General features: G+C 69.9%; 14 protein-coding genes and 1 pseudogene. 8 read left to right on the top strand and 7 right to left on the bottom strand.

Going from position 1 to position 20,005, the window contains the following annotated elements; all coding sequences use genetic code 11:
• Window positions 1-86: 86 nt before the first annotated feature.
• Window positions 87-1,868 carry a 3-hydroxybutyryl-CoA dehydrogenase gene (locus tag AB0C75_RS15060; RefSeq protein ID WP_362890752.1) on the bottom strand — a complete coding sequence of 594 codons (1,782 nt, stop codon included), beginning with the start codon at window positions 1,866-1,868 and terminating at the stop codon, window positions 87-89.
• A gap of 349 nt (window positions 1,869-2,217) precedes the next feature.
• Here AB0C75_RS15060 and AB0C75_RS15055 point away from each other — a divergent pair, with 349 nt between their 5' ends.
• Entirely contained in the window at window positions 2,218-2,793 is a 576-nt protein-coding gene (locus AB0C75_RS15055) for an adenylosuccinate lyase (RefSeq protein WP_362890750.1), read from the top strand.
• Window positions 2,794-2,957: 164 nt separating this feature from the next.
• Here AB0C75_RS15055 and AB0C75_RS15050 read toward each other — a convergent pair whose 3' ends face one another.
• Together AB0C75_RS15050 and AB0C75_RS15045 are read right to left on the bottom strand one after the other, a co-directional pair.
• A complete protein-coding gene (locus tag AB0C75_RS15050; protein ID WP_362890748.1) occupies window positions 2,958-3,497 on the bottom strand; it encodes an SMI1/KNR4 family protein in 540 nt (179 codons plus the stop codon).
• 22 nt (window positions 3,498-3,519) lie between these two features.
• Window positions 3,520-8,250 carry a DUF6531 domain-containing protein gene (locus AB0C75_RS15045; RefSeq protein WP_362890746.1) on the bottom strand — a complete coding sequence of 1,577 codons (4,731 nt, stop codon included), beginning with the start codon at window positions 8,248-8,250 and terminating at the stop codon, window positions 3,520-3,522.
• A 16-nt stretch (window positions 8,251-8,266) separates the two neighbouring features.
• Here AB0C75_RS15045 and AB0C75_RS15040 point away from each other — a divergent pair.
• Window positions 8,267-8,542: pseudogene (locus AB0C75_RS15040) on the top strand (hypothetical protein); the annotation flags it as partial.
• 150 nt (window positions 8,543-8,692) lie between these two features.
• On the opposite strand, the gene AB0C75_RS15035 reads toward AB0C75_RS15040, so the two are convergent.
• The 3 genes from AB0C75_RS15035 to AB0C75_RS15025 form a co-directional block, all read right to left on the bottom strand.
• Window positions 8,693-9,118, bottom strand: coding sequence for a hypothetical protein (locus tag AB0C75_RS15035; protein WP_362890744.1), 426 nt, complete (start codon window positions 9,116-9,118; stop codon window positions 8,693-8,695).
• A gap of 55 nt (window positions 9,119-9,173) precedes the next feature.
• The gene (locus AB0C75_RS15030) at window positions 9,174-10,751 is read right to left on the bottom strand and encodes an alpha/beta hydrolase (RefSeq protein WP_362890742.1); all 1,578 of its coding nucleotides are present in this window, start codon (window positions 10,749-10,751) and stop codon (window positions 9,174-9,176) included.
• A 126-nt stretch (window positions 10,752-10,877) separates the two neighbouring features.
• A complete protein-coding gene (locus tag AB0C75_RS15025) occupies window positions 10,878-11,930 on the bottom strand; it encodes an Rv2578c family radical SAM protein (RefSeq protein WP_362890740.1) in 1,053 nt (350 codons plus the stop codon).
• A gap of 148 nt (window positions 11,931-12,078) precedes the next feature.
• Between AB0C75_RS15025 and AB0C75_RS15020 the strand changes: the two genes are divergently transcribed.
• The 3 genes from AB0C75_RS15020 to AB0C75_RS15010 all read left to right on the top strand — a co-directional run bounded on the left by AB0C75_RS15020 (window position 12,079) and on the right by AB0C75_RS15010 (window position 15,526).
• Window positions 12,079-12,522 (top strand): SRPBCC family protein, encoded by a 444-nt coding sequence (locus tag AB0C75_RS15020; RefSeq protein ID WP_362890738.1) that lies wholly within the window; start codon window positions 12,079-12,081, stop codon window positions 12,520-12,522.
• Window positions 12,523-12,721: 199 nt separating this feature from the next.
• On the top strand, window positions 12,722-15,190 hold the full coding sequence (locus AB0C75_RS15015; protein WP_362890736.1) for an MFS transporter: 2,469 nt from the start codon (window positions 12,722-12,724) through the stop codon (window positions 15,188-15,190).
• Between the two features lie 27 nt (window positions 15,191-15,217).
• On the top strand, window positions 15,218-15,526 hold the full coding sequence (locus AB0C75_RS15010) for a hypothetical protein (RefSeq protein WP_362890734.1): 309 nt from the start codon (window positions 15,218-15,220) through the stop codon (window positions 15,524-15,526).
• A gap of 49 nt (window positions 15,527-15,575) precedes the next feature.
• Here AB0C75_RS15010 and AB0C75_RS15005 read toward each other — a convergent pair whose 3' ends face one another.
• The gene (locus tag AB0C75_RS15005; RefSeq protein ID WP_362890732.1) at window positions 15,576-16,469 is read right to left on the bottom strand and encodes a LysR substrate-binding domain-containing protein; all 894 of its coding nucleotides are present in this window, start codon (window positions 16,467-16,469) and stop codon (window positions 15,576-15,578) included.
• A 122-nt stretch (window positions 16,470-16,591) separates the two neighbouring features.
• Here AB0C75_RS15005 and AB0C75_RS15000 point away from each other — a divergent pair, with 122 nt between their 5' ends.
• From AB0C75_RS15000 to AB0C75_RS14990, 3 genes are all read left to right on the top strand, one after another.
• Window positions 16,592-17,593, top strand: a complete 1,002-nt coding sequence (locus AB0C75_RS15000) for an aldo/keto reductase (protein WP_362890730.1) — start codon at window positions 16,592-16,594, stop codon at window positions 17,591-17,593.
• Between the two features lie 177 nt (window positions 17,594-17,770).
• The gene (locus AB0C75_RS14995) at window positions 17,771-18,604 is read left to right on the top strand and encodes a M55 family metallopeptidase (protein WP_362890728.1); all 834 of its coding nucleotides are present in this window, start codon (window positions 17,771-17,773) and stop codon (window positions 18,602-18,604) included.
• A complete protein-coding gene (locus AB0C75_RS14990) occupies window positions 18,597-19,955 on the top strand; it encodes a M20/M25/M40 family metallo-hydrolase (protein ID WP_362890726.1) in 1,359 nt (452 codons plus the stop codon). The genes AB0C75_RS14995 and AB0C75_RS14990 overlap by 8 nt, the downstream gene beginning before the upstream one ends.
• Window positions 19,956-20,005: the final 50 nt, after the last annotated feature.

Here is a 20,005-nt window from a genome sequence, read left to right as displayed (position 1 = left end):
CCATCGGTGCAGCCGGGCGCGCCTGTGGGGGCGGGTCGCCCGACGGCCCCAGCAACCCGCCCCACTCACCCCACGCGGTCCCGCGCTCAGCGGCGGGCATATTCGCGGAAGCCGCGCCCCGTCTTCCTGCCGAGGCAGCCGGCGGCCACCAGATGCTCCAGCAGCGGCGCCGGGGCGAGGCCCGGGTCGCGGAACTCGCCGTGCAGAACCTTCTCGATGGCGAGGGACACATCCAGGCCGACGACGTCCAGGAGCTCGAAGGGCCCCATGGGGTAGCCGCCGCCCAGCTTCATCGCCGCGTCGATGTCATCGAGCGTCGCGTAGTGCTCCTCGACCATCTTGATCGCGTTGTTGAGGTAGGGGAACAGCAGCGCGTTCACGATGAAGCCGGCCCGGTCACCGCAGTCGACCGGGTGCTTGCGCACCTTCACGCAGACCTCACGGACCGTGGCGTGGACCTCGTCGGAGGTCAGCACCGTGCGGACCACCTCGACCAGCTTCATCGCGGGCGCCGGGTTGAAGAAGTGCATCCCGATGACGTCCTCGGGGCGCGAGGTCACCCGGGCGACCGCCACGACCGGCAGTGAGGAGGTGGTGGTCGCGAGCACCGCACCCGGCTTGCAGACCTTGTCCAGGGTCTGGAACAGCTCCCGCTTGATCTCCAGGTCCTCGGCGACCGCCTCGACCGCGAGATCGACGTCGGCGAACGAGTCCAGCGAGCCGGCCGGTGTGATCAGGGCGAGCGTCTCGTCCCGGGCCTCCTCCGTCAGCCGCCCCTTGGCGACCGAACGCCCCAGCGACTTGGCGATCCGCGCCTTGGCCGTGTCCGCCTTCTCCTGGCTGCGCGCGGCGAGCACCACGGCGTACCCGGCCTTCGCGAAGACCTCAGCGATGCCCGAGGCCATGGTTCCGGACCCGGCCACCCCGACCGACGACACCGTGCGCCCGGTGACAGCGCCCGCGCTCTCGGCCGGCGTGAGGGCGTCCGGGACCACCGTCTGGCCGCCGGGGGCGTCGTACGTGTAGAAGCCACGGCCGGCCTTGCGGCCGGTCAGGCCGGCCTCGCTGAGCTGCCCGAGGACCGGCGCCGGTGCGTGCAGCCGGTCGTGGGACGCCGTGTACATAGCCTCCAGGACCGTGCGGGCCGTGTCGATACCGATCAGGTCGAGCAGCGCCAGGGGGCCCATCGGCAGTCCGCAGCCCAGCTTCATGGCGGCGTCGATGTCCTCACGGGAGGCGTAGTTCGCCTCGTACATCGCGGCGGCCTGGTTGAGGTAGCCGAACAGCAGACCGTCCGCGACGAACCCGGGGCGGTCGCCGACCGCGACCGGCTCCTTGCCCAGCTCATGGGCGAGCCGGGTGACGGTCTCCACGGCGGGCGGGGCGGTCAGTACGGAGGAGACCACCTCGACGAGCTTCATGGCGGGCGCCGGATTGAAGAAGTGCAGGCCGAGGACGCGCTCGGGGCGCTGCGACTCCGCGGCCAGCCGGGTCACGGACAGGGCGTTCGTGCCCGTCGCCAGGATCGCGGTGGGGGAGACCACCGCGTCCAGCTCCCGGAAGACCTGCTGCTTGATCTCGTAGGTCTCGGGCACGACCTCGATGACCAGCTCGGCCTCCGCGGCGGCCCGCAGATCGGAGAACGTACGGAAACGGGCGAGGATGTCGCTCCGCTCCTGCTCCGTGATCCGCTCACGGCGCACGGAGCGCGTGGTGGAGGCCTCCAGGGAGGCGACGGCCTGCCGGGCGGCGGCTTCGCTGACGTCGATGCCGATGACCTCGCGGCCCGCACGGGCCAGGACCTCGGCGATGCCGGTGCCCATCGTGCCGAGGCCGACGACGGCGATGGTGGTGAGCGGGGTGTCCATCACGGGACTCCAGGGTGAGTGACGACTGTGAGGAGCACGGCGGCGCGCGGGGCCGGAACCGGCCGGCGCTCGGCGTGCGGAGCAAACGCGTGTCGTGGTGCACGGTCCCGGCCGCTCAGGGCACACCGGGGGGAAAGGTGACGGGCTCTGTCCCGGAGCCACGTCGCACGAACTGCCGAACCGACAAGCACTCCGGGTGGCTGCGTCACCAGGCCACCGGAGCCGGCGGGGAGTGTGTCCCGCTCACCTGAGCTTAACCGGCGAGTAACGAGCGCGCCAGCCCTGGCTGCCTGTGCACTGGCACACAGTTCGTCAACCACAGTGCGTTCATCACCCTAAACTCAGCGTCATGGACGAGGAGTTCCGCTCACTGACAGACCGGCTCGGGCACGAGGCCGGTGAACCGGAGGTCTTCCGCCGGCTGCTCGTCACGGAGGACGACGAGGAACTGGCCGGGGTCCTCGTGGAAGGCGAACGCCCCTTGTGGGCCCGCGAGATCGCGGCGTTCCGCCTCGGCTGCCGGGGCGACCGCCGTGCCTTCGAGGCGCTGGTCCTCCTCCTGAACCACCGCGACCCCGAACGCTGCGTCTCGGCCGCACACGCCCTGCTGCTCCTCGGTGACCCCAGAACCCCCCGGGCCGCCGCAGCGCTGGCCACCAACACCCTGCGCACGGCCTACGCCCTGCACCCGGTCCGGCTGCTGACCGCGCTGCGCGCCCCCGAATCGGTACCCACCCTGATCAACACCCTGCACCGGCTGCTGCCCCCCAGCGAGGAACCACACTGGCGCGTGGCGCTGGCCTGCGTGGAGGGCCTGGGGGGCCTGGGCGACACCAGCGCCCGCCCGGTCCTGGAGGCCGCCCTGCCGCACCCCCGGCTGGGCGACGCGGCGGCGGAGGCGCTCAGCCGGCTGGGGGCGGGGTGAGGGCGCACCCGCGCCCTACCCTCCAGCGAGGAGACCGCAGCCGGAACGGCGACTCATCACCGCCCGGCGGCCACCAGCGGCGCCAGGAGAAAGGAGCGCCGTAGCTGCGGGCGCTGGGTGCAGCCAAGCTGCGCTCACTGCGCGTGGGCGGATCGCCGGCGCGGCTAATCGAGGATCTCGTCGTTGGAATCGAACTGATGTTGATCAACAGGGAGTGCCGGGAAGTAGTCAGTCTCCGCTCGCCCTGTGAGAACGGCCAGAAGGAAGGACGCGCACTGAGCGTCGTGGTGTTCCCACAACGGCCCACGGCCCTCGTTGAACATGACCGTCCATTCGTCCGGCCCCTGTCCCGGCTTCACCAGCCAATACAGCATTGCCCCGGTGCCCTCGATGTAGGCCCAGGGCAGTACCTTCGTACCGGAGTCCTGGAGCTGAGCAGGCCTGGGCTCGACCTCCCACAGCTTCTCGAGGGTCTCGACCCTTTCGGTTGCTTGCGCGAGCAGCTCGTAGTCGTCGTCCGGGCAGGCAGGATCCAGGAGCCAGATCGTCTCGTCGAAGACGCCTCCCCCGTACGTCTCGACAAGCTGCCGGTAGTCGGTCGGCAGCGCATTGCCGAGTGCCCGCTCGACGGCCGGCCAGTCCCTAGAGCGGCGTGGACCGGAAGGCGCGACGAGTTCGGTGAGGCGTTCCACGGCGGGGTGCATGATCGTCTCTTTCTGTACCGGGTCAGACGCGTTTGGGGACGTTCAGGATAGTGACGATGTTGGTGTTGCTGCCGCCTTCGTAGGGCGTGAAGCTGAAACCCTTGTCGCCCCGGGCCTCGATGGTCAGCCCGATCGGCACGACGTCGGTGGGGTCGTTGGTCCGGTAGACGGGCGTGACGGAGTACTCGATGGTTTCCCCTCGCTTGTCGACGGCCGCCCTGACCTGTTCCTCGACTCTTCGCATGACTGGGGAGTTGGCGAAGCGGTGCATCGTGACGAAGTTTCGCGAATCCTTGTTCGAGCCACCGATCTGTGCGCCGAGCAGATGGGTCTTGTTCAGCTTCTTGTACTTCTCGTAGCCCGCTACCTTCGCGCTCGGGTTGGTCTGCCCGCCTGTCATATCCCCCTCAATCGTGGCGCGCATGGTGCTTGCCCGTCCGCCCGGCCCGGGGCGTCCGTAGCGTACGCGGCCACCCCAGCTGACGTCGCTCTCGTCGCACGGCGCGAGACCCAGGGGATCTGTGAGGGTGTGCGGGTTGTCGACGTAGGTGTGGGGGTTCGGCGCGGCGTCGAGTCCGAGCGGGTCAAGGCTGAGGTAGCGAGCGGTCTGCGGGTCGTAGTGGCGGAAGTAGTTGTGGTGGAGTTCCGTTTCCGGGTCGTAGTACTGGCCGGGAAAGCGCAAAGGCGTATAGGCGTCCGCGTCCCGGTTCCAGGTGGTGGTGCCCCACAGGGTGGCCCTGGTTCGCCAGGCCACGGTGCCGTGTTCGTCGACCAGCTCGGTCGGGGTGCCCACCTGGTCGGTGACGATCGCGAAGAACCGCTGGTCGATGGTTTCCTGCGGCGCCGCGGCCAGGGATTTGGTTTCTGTCTGGGCGAGGGGTGCCTGACCGTCGTGGTCCCAGGTGAGCGTGATGACCTCAGAGGAGCCGGCGGCGGAGGTCGTCTGTTCGGTGAGGGTGGTTCCGTCCCAGGTAAAGCTGGTCTCCTCGGCCACAGTTCCGTCCGCGTCGAGGCGCTGCTTGGCGATGCGGCGGCCCAAAGGGTCGTAGAGATAGCACCACCGAGTGCCGTCGGGGGTGGTGACGGACGTGAGATGGTCTTCGGCATCCCAGGTGTACAGCCAGGTGTCGGGCTTACGCGACAAGCGGCTCTTCCGGCGCACCACCACGCGCCCTTGGGCATCGTGTTCGTAACGGATACCGCCGGCACTCACCAGGTTGCTTCCGGTGTACCTGCGAGCTCCCCGGCCCTCGCTCCCGGGGTGCTTGTCAGGCCACGAGGCGTGCGTCTGGTTACCGGATGCGTCGTAGGCGTACCGCTCCGTCCAGTTCTCGGCCTCGACGGCTGTGACACGGCCGGCCCCGTCGAGGGTGAAGGCACGGTGGCCCGCGTGGAGATCGGTCACGCCCGTCAGGTGACCGTCCCTCCGGTACGCGTATGTGCGGTCGATCGCGGGTTGCGGGGACCGGTTGGAGGTGACGTTCTGCGCGGAGAGCCGACCAGCCTGGTCCCAGCTGTAGGTCAGGGCGAGGCGGTCATCCAGCGTACGGCGGATCTCGCGGCCGGCCATGTCGTGCTCGAAAGAGAGAGTGCGGCCGGATGCCGTCACTGTCTCGAAGTTTCCTGTCGGGTCGTACGCATACGTGGTCGCGATACCCAGCGGAGTCGTACGGTGCGTACGGCGGCCCACCGCGTCGCATTCGGTGGAGAGCGTCCTGCCGTCCACGGTCTCCTCGACAATGCGGCCCACGGCGTCATAGCGGTAGGCCAGCGTGGCATCGGGACCGACAGCATGGACCAGACGCCCGCACGCGTCGTTGTCGAAGTGGATTTCGCGCCCGTCGACACTTTTGCCGGTCAGCTGCCCGGCGGCGGAGTAGCGGTAGGCAACGGCCTGGCCGGCGGCATTGGTCCGCCGCGTGAGACGGCCGACGTCGTCGTAGGCATAGGTCGTGGTACGACCATCGAAATCGGTCTCGCTGATCAACTGCCCAGCCGCGTCGTAGTCATATGTCCAGGAGAGGGACTGCGGATCGGTGACCTCGATCAGTCGTCGTTCGGTGTCGTACGTGAAGGTGTGGCGCGCGTCGCCAGGTGTGATCCGGGCGGTCGGCAGATCGAAGTGCGTGTATTCGGTACGCGCTGTCGCTCCCAGCGGATCGGTATACACGGTGCAGTTGCCCTCACCGTCGAACTCCCACTGCTCGGAGCTTCCGTCGGGGTCGGTCCGGCGTATGAGCCAACCGTCAACCGACCACTCCAGCCGGGTTGCGATAGTCTCCTCACGGCCGGCGACGATCATCGGGCGGCCGAAGGGATCGTAGGTGTAACGACGCACGGTCCCGGACGCGTCGGCGATACTCAGGGGGAGTCCGGCTCTGTTCCGAGTGATTTCTACCCGCTCGCCCAGAGCATTGGTCACGGCGGTCACGGCGCCCCGGGGGTCCACCGTGTAGTGCGTGGTGGCCCCGCTCGGATCCGTGAGAGCGGTGCGGTTACCCCTCTCGTCGTAGCTGTGCAGCCACCTCGCTCCGTCAGGTTCGGTCAGGGAGGCCAGGAGTCCGCGGCCGTCGTAGGTGACGGTCGTACGGTGACCGTCCGTCCTCACCAGTTCGACCGGCCGGCCGTCATCGTCGTAGCTCTGCCGGGACGTCTCCCCGTTGGCGTCCGTGTGGGTCAGGAGCCGGCCGGACTCGTCGTACTCGCTCCTCTGCGTGGCACCGAGCGGGTCGGTCGCAGCCACGACCTGGAGCCGGTCATCGCAGTCGAAGACGCTGGTGGCGCCGGTCGAGTCCGTGTACCGGGTCGTCCCCCCAGGCGCTTCGGGAGGCGTCTCGTAGGCGAACGTGGAGGAGAGCATGCCGTCCGGGCCGATCGTCCTGACAACCCGGCCGACGGCGTCGTAGACGTACCGGAACGTGGACTCGTTGCGGTCCGTCCAGGAGGTGATGCGGGCGTCCGAGTCGTAGGTGAACCGCACGGGCAGGCCGGAGGAGTTGATGACCGCGTCGAGGTTGCCCTCACTGTCGTAGCCGTAATGCCGTACGGTGACGGGCCCTTCGGGCATCCGCAGCGACAGTTCGGTCACCCGGTCGTCCTCGACGCGCAACGCAACCTGGTAGCCGCCGTCATGTATGACCCGGACCGGAGCTCCGTCACTGCGCCGGACGAACGTGATGCCGTTGTGATTGCGGTCCTCGACCTCGCTCAGCCAGTACGCGGTCGACTCCTTGTAAGGGCTGCCCGTGAAGTAGCGCGTAGCCCCTGCCGGCTCATCTGTTATGCAGTAGGTCGTCGCGGACGCGTCGTCCCGCCCGACATGGGTCAGGGGCAGACGAGGCCCCTCGATCGGCAGCACTCCCTCCACGTCATCCGGGACCGGCAGCCGCGGATAGACGAGCAACGACCCGTCCTCGCGCGCCCAGACCGCGCCCTGCCCCCTGGGGTCCAGCTCGATGCGTTCGTCCAGAGTGGAAGCCCAGCTGCGTCCGAACCAGCTGCCCCAGCGGTAGTCGGACAGATGGGTACGGCGCAGAACGAGGGGCAGGGTGCCAGGGAGCACGAGATCGGTCTGGGGCAGTGCCATCTCGCCGGTGGCGACATCGACCGGATCGTTCTTGCAGGTCTTCTTCTCCAGGGAGATGGCGTGACGGCGGGTGTTGTCCCTGGCGCCGTCGAGGGAAGCCGGTTTGAGGCGTGTCCCGCCGCTCCTACGGGTCGGCTGATCTCGCACGGCGCCGCGGCGACCGTCGTCGTCCTTGCCGTCGCCCGAAGTGATCTTGTTCAGGCCGTCACGGATGTCGTGGTCGGTGTCCTTGTGCGTCTTGGAACTCTTGGCAATGCGCTCGGGCACCGTCTTGCCCACGTGGTCGCCCATGTCGCTCAGCGCCTTACCGAGCTTGTCCACCACCCCTTCGATCGTGGTGTCGAGTACGGCGGTCAGGGAGTCCTTGCCCTTGGCCCTGCCATGGTGCCCCTTGGCCTTGCCGAGCTTGCCGCCCGTCTTCTCGCGCATCGTGATCTGCACGCCGGCCAGGTGCATTCCGGCCTTGCTGTGCGCATCGTGGTCGATCACCGGGCCGCCACCCGGCCCCGGGCCGCCGGACCCGCCTACCGAGTTGATCTGCAGCGCATCCTTGCCCGCCTGCGCCGTCTGCCCGGTGTTGTAACCGTCCTGCACACCCGCGACGTTCAGCGCCGTCTGGACCGCCAGGTCCGCCACGATGTTCTCGATCGCCGCGACCGCCGGCTCGGTGAGCGTCGCGACGATCTCCTCGACCGCCGCCTCGGCCATCTCCCTCAGGATTCGCTTGAAGGCAATACGGGTCGCTACGATTTTCCCTCCGGCCAGGAGAGTTGAAAGACCAGCCGTCAGTGGTGCAAATGCCAGGGTGATTCCCACCGTCGCGACCAGGTCGGCCAGTTCAGCCACGGCGGCTATCTTCCGGGCCACGATGATGTCCGCGACTCGGTCCAGCGCACCGGCGACGAGCCGCGCCGCCTTCGCCAGGTCCTTGTGCTTGCCCTGCACCTTCGACCAGTGGCCGTCCAGCGCGGTCAGCGACTCGCTCTGCCCGCTCGCCAGCAGCTTCTGGATGTGCTGATACGCCGCGTACGCGTCGTCATCAGCGTCGTCCCCGAACTCCCGCAGCGCATCCGCCATATCGCGGTACGCGTCCTCGTCGACGTTCGGCCAGCCCACGCCGACCACATCGAGCATCGTGTCGACACCCTCAGGAATCGTGTAACCCACGACGCCACATCCCCCGATTGACTGGCCATCAGTTCGAGCATCATACGATTGCCCGCCATGCCCTGCGAGGTCGGAAGAGACGGGCAGACCTGGTGCTGGGACGCCGGCCAGGGAGCTATCGCTCCAGGGGCACCGCATCGGGCACGACACGGTGGTTGCCCCTGCCCAAGGCGGAGGGTTTCTCCTTGCAAGGCACCTCGCGCACACCCCAAGGGCCCGGCACCCCGACCGCGATGCCCAGTTCCGCTACATCATCGACCAGGCCGGAGAGTTCACCCAGGCTGGCCAGCCCGTGATCAGCACCGGGTCGGCATCACTCTCCCGGATGCCGACCCTGCCCTCGCCGCTCTCGACCACGTCATTCCCGCCGGCCCGCTCACAGCGACCTCCGCTGGCAACTCCACGCCATCGCCGGCCGCACCCCGACACCACGCCCCGAGCACTAACTCGCGGAGTTATTTTCTCGAGAGCCCTCAGACGGGCAGCGCGGGGAACACGGCCACGGAGCCGTCCCTGTTGCGGGCGATCTCGATCGCCGGTCCGGATGTACGTAGAGCGCGTACAGCTCCGCGGTGTCGGGCGGTGCGTCCTCGTCGCGGGACGCGCCGTAACAGGCCCAGCCGGTCACCGTGGTGTCCGGGGCCTCGGCCACCAGGTTCGCCGGGGCGGCGTTTGCCGTCAGGTGCGCGCGCCGGTGTTCGGCATCCCGGGTGATGTCCATCGCGTCCAGATACGCCTGCGGGATCAGCCCGGCGTAGGCGCGCTGCCAGCCGCGTACGCGGATCTCCGCCACGGCGGCGCAGTCGTCGGGAGTCATGGCGCGGATACGCAGGCCGGGGGCGTACGCGGGGGTGGGGCGTGGGGTCACGCTGTCCATCCTGGCGTACGCCCCCGGGGTGGGGCGCGGTGTTTATCAGCGTTTATCAGCTGTGGAAGCCCAGCAGGCCGTGCAGCGTCCTGCCCTTCGTGTTCGTGGCTGCCTTCGTCGTGGTGGTGGGCTTCGGTTCCGGTTGTGCGTCGCAGACCGCGTCCGCGCCGCCGTTGCCGCCGCCGGTCGGGAGGGTGCCGTCGGTGAGGTAGTCCACCAGGTGGGCGTCCAGGCAGTCGTTGCCGCTCAGGGTGATGCCGTGGTTGCCGCCGCCCTGCTCGACGACGAAGCCGGAGCCCTTGAGACGGCGGCTCATGGTGACGCCGCCCTCGTAGGGTGTGGCCGCGTCGTCCGTGGCCTGGAAGACCAGGGCGGGCGGGATCCTGTCGTTGTCGACCTGTACGGGTTCGAGCGGCTCCACCGGCCAGGTGGCGCAGGGGGCGTTGTACCAGGTGTTGTTCCATGACATGAAGGGCGCCTTGCGGTGCGCCTGCCAGGTGTCGTCGCGCCAGGTGCTCCAGGTCCTGGGCCAGGCCGCGTCGCGGCACTGCACGGCGGCGTAGACGGAGTACCCGTTGTCGCCGCTGCTGTCCACGGCCGCGAGGTCCTCGTACGCGGTGGCGAGCGCTTCCTGGTCCTTGTCGTTCACGTACGCCGAGAACGCCTCGGCCAGGCGGGGCCAGTAGCCGTTGTAGTAGCCGCCAGGCATGAAGGTGTCCTCCAGCTCGGCCGGTCCGACCTTGTCCGCCGCGGGGTGCTTCTTCACCGCGGCCCGCATCCGGTACCACGCGGCCTCGACCGCGGCCGGGTCCTTGCCGAGCTTGTACGCGGTGTCGTTCTTCGCGACCCAGGCGGCGAAGGCCTTGTGACGGGCGTCGAACGCGTGGTCCTGGCTGAGGTTGTCCTCGTACCAGACGCCGTCCGGGTCGACGACCGAGTCCAGTACCAGGCGGCGTACGTGCTCGGGGAACAGCTTGGCGTAGACCGCGCCCAGGTAGGTGCCGTAGGAGTAACCGAAGTAGTTGATCCGCGGCGCGGCGAGGGCCCGGCGGATGATGTCGAGGTCCTTCGCGGCACTGACGGTGTCCATGTACGGCAGCAGGTCGCCGTGCTTCTCGCCGCACGCGGCGGCGAAGGACGCGGCCCGGTCGCGCGCGGCCTTCTCCGCCGCGTAGGAGTCCGGCACGCTGTCGGGGCGTACGGGGTCGAAGTACTTCGGTACACAGTCCAGGGCGGGCTTGCTCCTGCCGACACCGCGCGGGTCGAAGCCGATCACGTCGTACTGCGCGGCGAGCTTCTCCGGCAGCGAGGACGCCACGAAGCCGGCCATGGAGAGTCCGCTGCCGCCGGGGCCGCCGGGGTTGACCAGCAGGGGGCCCTGCGAGGTCTTCGCGGTGTGCGGGATCCGGGACAGGGCCAGGGTGACCTGCCTGCCCGACGGGTTGTCATGGTCGAGCGGCGCACGGACGGTTGAGCACTGCATGGTCGGATACGACTTCGTCGCGCAGTCGGTCCACCTGACCTGCGCGAGGGCGGACGCGGTGGACGGCGTGGACGCGGTGGACGGCGATGCGGTCACCAGACCCGCGACCGTGGCACCGACGGCGACCAGAATTCCTGCACGTTTCGTCATATGGCCTCCCGTGGTGGGGCGATGCGGCTGTGGGTGGCACAGCCCCCGCCGCATGTTTCCCGTAACCGGGCACGGAAGGACAGATGGCGTCGAGAGTTGACCCGTTCGGGCCGGGAGACGGTGCGGTCAGAGCAGGGTCAGCTGTGTGGGTCCTGACGCGTGGTCATCCGCGGGGGGCTCGGGGGAGTCCGGCGCGGCGCGGGCGATGCGGCGGGCGCCGCCCCGGTCCGCCGGGCCGATGCCGTACTCGGCCGCCAGCTCGTGCACGCGGCGGGTGATGCCCCGCTGGTACCAGGTCGGCGCGTACGCTCCGTCCGCGTACATCCGCTCGTACCGCCGCACCAGATGCGGATGGTGCTGTCCGAGCCACTGCATGAACCACTCGCGCGCACCGGGCCGCAGATGCAGCACGAGCGGTGTGACCGAGGTCGCCCCGGCGGCGGCGATGGCGCGGACCGTGGCGCGCAGCTGGTCGGGGTGGTCACCCAGGAAGGGGATGACCGGGGCCATCAGCACACCGCAGCCGATCCCGTTGTCCGTCATGGCCCGTACCACGTCGAGGCGGCGCTCGGGCGATGGGGTGCCCGGCTCGACCGTGCGCCACAGCTCGGGGTCGGTGAACCCGACAGAGACGGAGACGCCGACCTCCGTGACCTCGGCCGCCTGCCGCAACAGGTCGAGGTCACGCAGGATCAGCGTGCCCTTCGTGAGGATGGAGAAGGGGTTCGCGTGGTCGCGCAGGGCGGTGATGATGCCGGGCATCAGCCGGTAGCGGCCTTCGGCCCGCTGGTAGCAGTCGACGTTCGTGCCCATCGCGATGTGCTGGCCCTGCCACTGCCGGGAGCCCAGATGGCGGCTCAGCAGCTCGGCGGCGTTTACCTTGACGACGATCTGGGAGTCGAAACCGAGGCCGGTGTCCAGGTCCAGATAGCTGTGGGTCCTGCGGGCGAAGCAGTACACGCAGGCGTGGGTGCACCCCCGGTAAGGGTTCACGGTCCATTCGAACGGCATACGGGAGGCCCCCGGCACCCGGTTCACGATCGAGCGGGCCCGGATCTCATGGAAGGTGATGCCCCTGAATTCCGGGGTGTCGAAGGTACGTGTCGTCACCGCGTCCGCGGCGAAGAGCGCGCCGTTTCCCGGCTTTGTGGTGTTCTCTGCCAGATTGTCCCAGCGCATGAACGCCTCCTTGGTAGCACTCCGCAGAGAATAGAACATATGTTCCCTTGATCGTGCGCTGCGGAGCGTCGGCCCCGATTTTGAGCGGCCGTACCCGAGGTGGTTGGCTCAGCGGGACCCCGAACAACCGAGTGCTGGAGGAGCAGGCATGGCGCAGGTCGAGGCCACGACAGAGCGGATCATCGCGGCGGACGCAGAGACGGTGTTCGATGCGCTGGCCGACTACAAGGAGGTCCGGGGCAAGGTACTGACCGGGCACTTCAGCGAGTACGAGGTGCGCGAGGGCGGAGACGGCGAAGGCACCCTGGTCCACTGGAAGCTCCAGGCCACGAGCAAGCGGGTCCGCGACTGCCTGCTGGAGGTCACCGAGCCCACCGACGGGCAGCTGGTCGAGAAGGACCGCAACTCGTCGATGGTCACCACCTGGATCGTCACCCCGGCGGGTGAGGGGAAGTCCAAGGCCGTCGTCACGACCGTGTGGGACGGCGCCGGCGGCGTCGGAGGGTTCTTCGAGCGGACCTTCGCGCCCAAGGGCCTCGGCCGGATCTACGACGAACTGCTGCAGAATCTCGCCACCGAGGTCGAGAAGTAACAGCGCCCGCCCCGTCGTTGGCGGCGCCGCCGGCCTCACCGGAACGAGTGGTTTTCCGGGGTGGCCGGTTGTGCGCCGTAGCGCCTCCCACCGGCGCATAAGCCCTCAGGATGCGCCCTGCGTGCGCCCGGTCGCGTTTGCCCTGCCTTGCCGCCTGATGCGAGAAATGGGCGGCGCAGCTGCGACGAGGGGAGCGCACGTGGTGGGTGGGATCACTCTGGTGGAGGACGAGCCGGGAGGCACGGAGTACGGGGTGCCCGGGACCTGGGTGGAACCCGGTGTCGCGGTGAAGTCCGAGCCGCCTCCTCCACCGTCCGCCGCCGTGCCGTCCGCACCGCCGGACGAGATCAGCCCCCGCCGGATCCGGCTGGTCTTCCTCGGTCTCATGCTCACCCTGCTGCTCGCGGCGCTCGACCAGATGATCGTCGCCACCGCGCTGCCGAAGATCGTCGGTGAGCTGCACGGCCTGGACAAGATGTCGTGGGCGGTCACCGCCTATCTGCTGGCCTCCACGATCGGTCTGCCGCTCTACGGGAAGCTCGGCGACCTCTTCGGCCGCAAGGGCGTCTTCCAGTTCGCGATCATCGTCTTCATCATCGGCTCAGCCCTCGCCGGCTGGTCGCGCACGATGGACGAGCTCATCGCCTTCAGGGCCGTCCAGGGCATCGGCGGCGGCGGGCTCATGATCGGCGTGCAGGCGATCATCGCCGACATCGTCCCCGCCAGGGAGCGGGGCCGCTACATGGGCCTCATCGGGGCCGTCTTCGGCCTCGCCTCGGTGGCGGGACCCCTCCTCGGCGGCTTCTTCACCGACCACGCCTCGTGGCGCTGGTGCTTCTACATCAACGTGCCGTTCGGCATCGTCACCCTCGCCGTCATCGCGCTCGTGCTGAAGCTGCCCAAACCCGCCGTACGCCCGCGACTCGACGTGCTCGGGGCGCTGCTGCTGGCCGTCGCGTCGACCTGCCTGGTGCTGCTCACCAGCTGGGGCGGTACGGAGTACGCCTGGGGCTCGCGGACCATCCTGGGGCTCGCCGTCGGGGCTGCGGGAGCGACCCTGCTCTTCCTCGTCGTCGAGCACCGGGCCGCCGAACCCATCATCCCGCTGCGCCTGTTCCGCGACTCGGTCTTCAACGTCACCTCGCTGGTGGGCGCGGTCGTCGGGGTCGCGCTCTTCGGGGCGGCCAGCTATCTGCCGACCTATCTCCAGATGGTCGAGGGAGTGTCCGCCACCGAGTCGGGGCTGCTGATGCTGCCCATGATGGGCGGCATCGTCGTCGCCTCCGTCGTCTCCGGACAGCTGGTCTCCCGCACCGGCCGCTACCGCGTCTTCCCTCTGGTGGGCGGAGCGCTCTCGGCCGTCGGCATGTGGCTGCTCTCCCACCTCGACACCGACACCTCCCCGCTGGAGTACGGCATCTGGCAGGCCGTCCTGGGCATCGGGATCGGCCTCGTCATGTCCATCCTGGTGCTGGCCGTCCAGAACTCCGTACGCCCCTCCGACCTCGGCACCGCCACCAGCGCCAACAACTACTTCCGCCAGATCGGCGGCAGTGTGGGCGCCGCGATCTTCGGCACCCTGTTCGCGGGGCGGCTCGCGGACGCGCTCGGGGTGCGGCTGCCTCCCGGAGCCGACCTGCCCGACGCGGAGTCGATCACACCGCAGCTGGTCCACACCATGGAGCCCGCGCTGCGCGACGCCTACATCCAGGCGTACGCCGACGCGATGCCGCGGATCTTCCTCTACCTGGTGCCGGTGCTCCTGCTCGGCCTGTTCCTCGCCTTCTTCCTCAAGGAGAAACCGCTGGTGTCCCACCACACCCCCCAGACGGCCCCCGACGCGGCCACGGCGCCCTCCACGATCCCCGCGGCCCGCACCGACCCCGGCCCGCCGCAGACCGCCCCGCTCTCCGGGATCCCGGTGTCCGGATGCGTCCAGCACCCCGACGGTACGAAGGTCGGACGGGCCGCGCTCACCCTCATCGACGGGCAGGGGCGGCAGGTCGGCCGGGGGGCGAGCGGCGACGACGGGCGGTACGCGCTGAGCGCACCCGCCGCGGGCGCCTATGTGCTGATCGCCGCAGCCGGAGGGCACCAGCCGCAGGCCGTCAGTGTCACCGTCAACGACCGGCCGGTGGAGCTGGACGTGGTCCTGGGCGGGGCCGGACGACTCGCCGGCGCGGTGCTCACGCCGGACGGCGCCCCTGTCCGCGACGCGGCGGTCACGCTCACCGACGTACGGGGTGAAGTCGTCGCGACCACCCGCACCGGACGCGAAGGTTCCTACGTCATCAGCGAGCTGGTGGCCGGTGAATACACGCTGGCGGCCAGCGCCCCCGCCTTCCGCCCCGCCGCCCTCCCGGTCAGCGTGCAGGCCGCCCGGGAGACCCGGCAGGACATCGAGCTTGCGGGCGGCGCCGTGCTGCGCGGCGTCGTACGTGCGCCCGGCGGGCGGGTCGTCGAGGACGCCAGGGTCACGTTGCTCGACGCGGCGGGCAATGTGGTCGACACCCTGACCACCGGCTCCGACGGTGCGTTCAGGTTCGTGGACCTGTCGACCGGTGAGTACACCGTGATCGCCGCCGGCTACCCGCCGGTCGCCACCGTGCTCCAGCTCCCCGGAGGGGGCAGGACCGAGCGTGATCTCCTTCTGGGTCACGAGGACTGACGGAGCATCGGCATGAAGGGGCGGGGTGTGCGGAGGTTTCCGCACACCCCGCCCCTGTCTCATGGCAGCAGCCGGGGCGCGCGTCTCGCCGCGACGTCGCCGGCCAGGCGAGCAGCGAGGCACGGAAGCGAACGACGTCGACGGGGAGCCTTCACCCTCGACGACGCCGCGTCCCTGCGCACCTACGCCACCCGCCAGGGGGTGGGCGCGCTCTCCCTCTGGGCATCCTTCCGCGACCAGGAGTGCGCCTCGGGCGAGGACACGACGGCCGCATCGGACAGTCGCAGTGGAGCCGACCAGGACGCGGGCGCGTTCGCCGAAGCGCTGAGCGGCTGAGGAGGCGGCGCGGCCGAGCTGCCGATGGGCGCGGCGTGGCCGGTCGGCTTCAGCGCACCGGGGCCTCCCTGACCAGTGTCATCAGGGCCTTCGCGCCGGGGCTCATGGTCTGGGGCGGCGGGAGCACCACGACGCTCTCGTAGACCGGCAGGTGCTCTCCGTCGAGCTCCAGCGCGACCAGGCCGCGCGCCTCCGGCTTACGGGAGAAGTGGTGCGGCACGACCGCGATCCCGAGGCCCTCGTGCACCAGCTCCAGCAGGCTGTGCACGTCGTTGACCTCGAGCGCCACCGTCCGGCGGGTCCCCGCCGCGGCGAACGCCTCGTCCGCCGCCCGCCTGGGCCCCCAGTCCGGGTGGAAGTCGATGAACGATTCGCCCCGGAGCTCGCCCCACGCCACCCGCGCGCCCTCATCGGCGAGCCGGTGACCGGGGGCGCACAGGGCGACCATGGGCTCCCGCGCCAGCGGCACGAGCTCGCCCCGCCACTCCGGCGGGCTCACGGTCGCGGCGAACGCGAGGTCAAGACGGCCGCCGGCCACGCCATCGAGCAGACTGGACGTGCCCTCCTGCCGCAGCCTGATCTCCATGTGCGGATGCTCCCGGTGGAAGGCCGCGAGCAACCGCGCCGTGCTGACTCCAGCCACGCACTGCTCCACCCCCAGCGTCAGCGTGCCGCGCAACAGCCCCCGTACGGCGTCCACGGCGTCCCGCGCCGCCCTGGCCCCCGCCAGCGTGCGTTCCGCCTCCACCAGCAGCGCGGTCCCGGCCTCGGTGAGCCGGACCGTGCGGGTCGTACGGCTGAACAGGGGCGTCCTCAGCTCCTGTTCCAGCGCCCGGACGGACGCGGACAGTCCCGACTGGGACACGGCCAGCCGCTCGGCCGCCCGGGTGAAGTGCTGCTCCTCGGCGACGGCGACGAAGTGCTCCAGCTGACGCAATTCCATGATTGAGCAATTTAACCGATGAATCCCAGCGGAATCTCCTGTTGGACCGCTGGATCGTTCTCCGCCAGTCTTGGGGGCGCGCACCAGACCTGGCGCGCGACGCCGTGTCCCGTGGAGCCCGTATGTACGTTCCGTCCGCCGACCGCTACACCGACATGCCCTACCGGCGCACCGGCCGCAGCGGCCTGCTGCTGCCCGCGCTGTCGCTCGGACTCTGGCACAACTTCGGGGGCGACCGGACCCCCGAGACGCAGGGCGAGATCCTGCGCAGGGCCTTCGACCTCGGCATCACGCACTTCGACCTCGCCAACAACTACGGCCCGCCGCCCGGCTCAGCCGAGACCGCCATGGGCCGCGCGCTGCGGACGGACTTCGCCGGGCTCAGGGACGAGATCGTCATCTCCACCAAGGCGGGCTACCACATGTGGGAGGGGCCGTACGGTGAGTGGGGCTCCCGCAAGAGCCTGCGCTCCTCGCTGGACCAGAGCCTGACGCGCCTGGGCCTCGACTACGTCGACATCTTCTACTCCCACCGCTTCGACCCCGACACCCCGCTCGAGGAGACGATGGGCGCCCTGGACACGGCGGTGCGCCAGGGCAAGGCGCTCTACGCCGGTGTCTCCAACTACTCGGCCGAGCAGACCCGCGAGGCCGCCCGGATCCTGAACGATCTCGGCACCCCCCTCCTCATCCACCAGCCGCGCTACTCCATGCTCGACCGCTGGGTCGAGGACGGCCTGCTGGACGCCCTGGACGAGCTCGGGACCGGCTCCATCGCCTACTCCCCGCTGGAGCAGGGCATCCTCTCCGACCGCTATCTGAACGGCATCCCGGAGGGATCGCGCGCCGCGGGCAGCAGCCCCTTCCTGTCCGCCGAGGCCGTCACCCCCGACCTGGTGGGCCGGCTGGGCGCGCTGAACGAACTGGCCCAGGAGCGCGGACAGTCCCTCGCCCAGCTGGCGCTCGCCTGGGTGCTGCGCGGCGGCCGGGTCACCTCAGCCGTCGTCGGCGCGAGCAGCGTCGCCCAGCTGGAGAACAGCGTGGCGACGGTCCGCAACCTGGACTTCACCGACGAGGAGCTCACCCGGATCCAGGAGCTGGTCAAGGGCACAGGCCGCGTCTGATCCCCCGTCGTCCGCCGCCCGGCACCCGGGCGGCGGACGCCTTCACCGGACTGGACCAGTGACAGATCACATAGGCTCTGGTCCGGTGCGGTCCCGGCGCGTACCGTGATGCGGCACGAAGATCCTCTTCCCGGGAACGGGCGGGGGAGCGACCGACCAGCGACAGGACCGCGCACCGTGAAGATCCTCGTCAGCGCCGACATGGAGGGCGCCACCGGAGTGACCTGGCCGGCCGATGTGCTGCCCGGCACCCCGCAGTGGGAGCGGTGCCGTTCGCTGTTCACCTCCGACGTGAACGCCGCCGCGCTGGGCTTCTACGACGGGGGCGCCGACGAGGTCCTGGTCAACGAAGCCCACTGGAGCATGCGTAACCTGCTCCTGGAGCGGCTCGACGAGCGCGTCCAGATGATCACCGGCAGGCACAAGTCCCTCTCCATGGTCGAGGGCATCCAGCACGGTGATGTCGACGCCGTGGCGTTCATCGGCTACCACACGGGCGCCGGCACCGAGGGCGTCCTCGCCCACACCTACCTCGCCAACTCCATCACCGGAGTCTGGCTGAACGGGGTCCGTGCCAGCGAGGGCCTGCTCAACGCCCATGTCGCCGCGGAGTACGGCGTCCCCGTTATCCTGGTCACCGGCGACGACCTGACCTGCGTGGACGCCCACGGCTACGCCCCCGGGGCACGTACGGTCGCGGTGAAGGACCATGTCTCGCGGTACGCGGCGGTGTGCCGCACCCCGGCCCGCACCGCAGCCGACATCAGGGCCGCCGCCGAGGCCGCGACCGCGCTCGCGGTGCGCCACGCGCCCGTGACGATCGACGCCTGCGCGGTGGAGCTGGAGTTCGACGCCGAGCATCTGGCCGCGGCGGCGACGGTGGTTCCTGGCGTGGCGCCAAGCGGCGAGCGGCGCGTCGCCTACACCAGCGGGACGATGTACGAAGGTATTCGCACATTCAAGGCGGTGACGACGATCGTGTCGGCCGCTGTGGAGGAACAGTATGGCTGAGGCGGGCAACCCCACCGGGCCGGTCCCCACCGGACCGGTCGACGAGCGGGCGCTCGACGAGTCGGTGACGTTCACCTCCGAGCTGATCCGCATCGACACGACCAACAGCGGTGACGGCAGCTGCCGGGAACGCCCGGCCGCCGAGTACGTCGCCGAGCGGCTGGCCGGCGCGGGCCTGGAGCCCACGCTCCTGGAGCGCACGCCCGGACGGACGAACGTCGTCGCCCGGATCGAGGGCACCGACAGGTCGGCCGACGCCCTCCTCGTGCACGGCCACCTCGACGTGGTCCCCGCGATGGCGGAGGACTGGACCGTGCACCCCTTCTCCGGGGAGGTGCGCGACGGCGTCGTGTGGGGGCGCGGGGCCATCGACATGAAGAACATGGACGCGATGGTCCTCGCCGTCGTCCGGGCCTGGGCGCGCGCCGGCGTACGCCCGCGCCGCGACATCGTCATCGCCTACACGGCCGACGAGGAGGCCAGCGCGAACGACGGAGCCGGCTTCCTCGCCGACCAGCACCCCGAGCTCTTCGACGGCTGCACGGAGGGCATCAGCGAGTCCGGTGCCTTCACCTTCCACGCGGGACCCGGCATGGCCCTCTACCCCGTCGCGGCCGGAGAGCGCGGCACGGGGTGGTTGAAGCTGACCGCCGAGGGCAAGGCAGGCCACGGCTCCAAGGTCAACAAGGCCAACGCCGTCAGCAGGGTCGCCGCCGCCGTCGCCAGGATCGGTGCCCACGAGTGGCCGGTGCGCCTGACCCCCACCGTGCGGGCCGCGCTCACGGAGATCGCCGCGCTCCACCACATCCGCGTCGACCTGGACGCCCCGGGGTTCGACGTCGACGAGCTGCTCGGCAAGCTGGGCCCGGCGGCCGCGCTGGTCGAGCCGACCATACGCAACAGCACCAACCCGACGATGCTGGAGGCGGGTTACAAGGTCAACGTGATCCCGGGCCACGCCAGCGCCCAGATCGACGGACGCGTGGTCCCCGGTGGCGACGACGAGTTCCACGCGACCATGGACCGGCTGACAGGACCCGGCGTCGACTGGGAGTTCCAGCACCGCGAGGTCGCGCTCGAAGCCCCGGTCGACTCACCGACGTACGCGAAGATGCGCGAGGCCATCGAGCTGTTCGATCCGGACGCCCACGTTGTCCCGTACTGCATGTCGGGCGGCACGGACGCCAAGCAGTTCTCGCGCCTCGGCATCACCGGTTACGGCTACTCACCGCTGAAGCTGCCCGTCGGCTTCGACTACCAGGCGCTGTTCCACGGCGTCGACGAGCGGGTACCCGTCGACGCACTGCACTTCGGCGTCCGGGTCCTGGACCGGTTCCTGCGCGAGGCCTGACGATCGACCGCACCGGACCGCCTGACGACCCGCACCGCCCGACCGAAGAG

Origin of the sequence: Streptomyces sp. NPDC048565 (genome assembly GCF_040650935.1) — a bacterium.
GTDB lineage: Bacteria > Actinomycetota > Actinomycetes > Streptomycetales > Streptomycetaceae > Streptomyces.
Note: the sequence above shows the minus strand (reverse complement) of the source record. Positions and strands in the feature narration are given on the sequence as shown.

What these genes read in the sequence shown, in the direction of transcription:
- AB0C75_RS15020 (WP_362890738.1), top strand. Translation starts at nt 12,079, where the DNA reads ATGGCGCAGGTCGAGGCCACGACAGAGCGGATCATCGCGGCGGACGCA.
- AB0C75_RS14990 (WP_362890726.1), top strand. Translation starts at nt 18,597, where the DNA reads ATGGCTGAGGCGGGCAACCCCACCGGGCCGGTCCCCACCGGACCGGTC.
- AB0C75_RS15030 (WP_362890742.1), bottom strand. Translation starts at nt 10,751, where the DNA reads ATGACGAAACGTGCAGGAATTCTGGTCGCCGTCGGTGCCACGGTCGCG.
- AB0C75_RS15000 (WP_362890730.1), top strand. Translation starts at nt 16,592, where the DNA reads ATGTACGTTCCGTCCGCCGACCGCTACACCGACATGCCCTACCGGCGC.
- AB0C75_RS15005 (WP_362890732.1), bottom strand. Translation starts at nt 16,469, where the DNA reads ATGGAATTGCGTCAGCTGGAGCACTTCGTCGCCGTCGCCGAGGAGCAG.
- AB0C75_RS15055 (WP_362890750.1), top strand. Translation starts at nt 2,218, where the DNA reads ATGGACGAGGAGTTCCGCTCACTGACAGACCGGCTCGGGCACGAGGCC.
- AB0C75_RS15050 (WP_362890748.1), bottom strand. Translation starts at nt 3,497, where the DNA reads ATGCACCCCGCCGTGGAACGCCTCACCGAACTCGTCGCGCCTTCCGGT.
- AB0C75_RS15025 (WP_362890740.1), bottom strand. Translation starts at nt 11,930, where the DNA reads ATGCGCTGGGACAATCTGGCAGAGAACACCACAAAGCCGGGAAACGGC.
- AB0C75_RS15060 (WP_362890752.1), bottom strand. Translation starts at nt 1,868, where the DNA reads ATGGACACCCCGCTCACCACCATCGCCGTCGTCGGCCTCGGCACGATG.